Here is a 2,203-nt window from a genome sequence, read left to right as displayed (position 1 = left end):
TCGATAGGACAGGTTTTGGGGTCGGAGCCATCAACCTGGAGTGAACGCCGCGACACCGCTGTGATCCTACGCCGGGAGGAACTTAGCGGATCTCGCGCCGAAAGCCCTCTCCCTTGAGGGAGAGGATGTTGGGGCGCACGCGGCGCCAGCCACTGACTGGGATCCAACCGACGGTTCGGCCATTGCTGCACTCGGGTGAACCAAAGCCAATCGGCGGCCGCCACATGAGTCGCTGTCTATGGGGCTACCGCACGCTGGCCGAGAAAACCAAGGCAAGGACGCACCCGAATACAAGGTGAGAGGAACGTGGGGCTGTGGCCAACGTTGATCCCCAGCCCTTATGGGCGAAAGGGGAACATAATGCTCAATCGGCTCCACGTCTTCACGATCATGACGCTCACCGCAGTGAATGAGGCTCTTGCCCAGGCCACCCCGCCTGCCACACCCGGCTCGCCTCCTGCACCTGCGGATGACGGCAGCGGCACCCCTTGGCTCTGGATCATCATTGGTCTGGCGATCGTTGCCGGCCTCGTCTGGTACTTCATGCGCGGGCGGTCACGGGCGACGGGTGCCGGCACGATCAGCCCCTCGTCCACCTCCGGGACGGCCACGAGCCAGCCCAAGGTGTTCGACAACGACAAGCGTAAGTAGAGCGCTGTCCTTCGGGATCATGGCACCCAGCGACGGACTGCACAGGTTACGGCCGAGGTGGTCCATCCTGTGCCGCTGGAGTGCGTATCGGAGCCTCCGGGTACGGATCACCAGGCGGATGGCCTGGCCGTCTTTGGGACAGACCTATGTTGTTTTCAGCCCTGCCAAGCCTCCCTCAGCCCCTGCCGCAGCCCCGGTCGCGATCTCGGGACTGCGTGCCAAATCAGCGTACAGGCCTTACCCGCCCCGAGGACAAAGCCAGGCCGTAAACGAAGATCATGGCGGGAAGCTCTCATCCATCTCACTACAGGCTCCATTTCTTGCGTCCGCCTCAGCGGTTTTGCGGAGGAACGTTGATGAGGATGTGCGGTTGATCTCGTGCGGAGGCAACCTGCCCTTGCGCAGGTCTCCTTGACCAGCTTCCGTAGACTGTGCCCCGCTCCATTGCTCGTGCGGGGCTCCTTTTACGCCCGCGCGGCGCAGCCTCTGCTTGCAAGCAGAAAAAGGAACTGGTGCGGCACGATGGCATGCGGCGGGAACCTCGCCACCCTCGACGTGTTCATGACGTTCACGTGATGGGGAGCGGACGATGCAGACGTGGTGGCTTACGGCCTTGGGCCTGGCGGCAGGGCTGTGCACCAGCTTCAGCTTTGTGCCGCAGGTACTCAAGGCCTGGCGCGAGCGAGACACCGAGGCAATCTCCAAGCGCATGTATGTGGCCTCCCTGATCGCCTACAGCCTCTGGATCGTGCACGGGCTGATGATCACCAGCGTGCCGGTGATCCTGTTCAATGCCGTTAACGTGGTATTCGCCGGTCTTGTCCTGGCAATGAAGCTGCGTGGCCTGAAGCCGGAAGAAGGACGCTGAGCCATGGATGTATCGCTTGCCACCCTGAGTGGGTTCGCGGCCGGCTGCATCGGCCTCTACAGCTTCGTGCCGCAGGTCGTGAAATGCTGCCGGACCGGTGATGTGGCCGCCATTTCCCTGCGCATGTTCGCGGTGCGCACCTTCGGGCTGTTGCTGTGGATGATCTACGGCTACGCTCTCGGCAGCCTGCCCGTGCTGATCTTCAGCGGCCTTGGATTGGTGCTGAGCTCGGTCATCCTGATTTTGAAGGTCCGCGGCTCGCGCCTGCACCCCGCGGGAGGAAGCTGCCGTGAGGACGGGCGGAAGCAAAAGGCGTCAGGAACGGCTGAACCCGTTGCCGGGTGAGTCCCAGACCATCATCCGGTAACTCGCTGCTCAGGTGTGGTGGAGAGAAGGCCGTGTTGCCATCGGCGGGTTCGCATTGGACCCGCAGGGAAGCTTCGGATCGGAAGCGCGCCTTCCGGTCTGCCCTGGGTAGTGGGAGAAGCCAGGGAAGAACCGCTTTCCACCCCAGTTACGAGCTTGGCCGTCAGGACCGATGGCTAGATGCCCACCGCTGTTTTCAAGCTCTGCGGCCAAGTCTCGCGAGTACCCGGCCGGAAGCTATTTCCGCAACCCGCCGGGCACCTCGCATATCCCTGCGTCAGAGGAAGGCTGCACCATCTTCGTGCGCCTCTGGCAGTT

Annotated in this window: 3 protein-coding genes and 1 pseudogene; all 4 read left to right on the top strand. The window is 62.9% G+C overall.

What is annotated here, in order from left to right; translation table 11 throughout:
* Positions 1-360: 360 nt before the first annotated feature.
* On the top strand, positions 361-651 hold the full coding sequence (locus JKG68_RS31985; RefSeq protein ID WP_202066416.1) for a hypothetical protein: 291 nt from the start codon (positions 361-363) through the stop codon (positions 649-651).
* 589 nt (positions 652-1,240) lie between these two features.
* On the top strand, positions 1,241-1,519 hold the full coding sequence (locus JKG68_RS31980; protein ID WP_202066414.1) for an SWEET family sugar transporter: 279 nt from the start codon (positions 1,241-1,243) through the stop codon (positions 1,517-1,519).
* 3 nt (positions 1,520-1,522) lie between these two features.
* The gene (locus tag JKG68_RS31975) at positions 1,523-1,864 is read left to right on the top strand and encodes an SWEET family sugar transporter (RefSeq protein ID WP_202066412.1); all 342 of its coding nucleotides are present in this window, start codon (positions 1,523-1,525) and stop codon (positions 1,862-1,864) included.
* Positions 1,865-2,105: 241 nt separating this feature from the next.
* Positions 2,106-2,203, top strand: a pseudogene (locus tag JKG68_RS31970) (cupin domain-containing protein); the annotation flags it as partial.

The organism is Microvirga aerilata, from assembly GCF_016743775.1.
Taxonomy (GTDB): Bacteria; Pseudomonadota; Alphaproteobacteria; order Rhizobiales; family Beijerinckiaceae; genus Microvirga; species Microvirga aerilata.
Note: the sequence above shows the minus strand (reverse complement) of the source record. Positions and strands in the feature narration are given on the sequence as shown.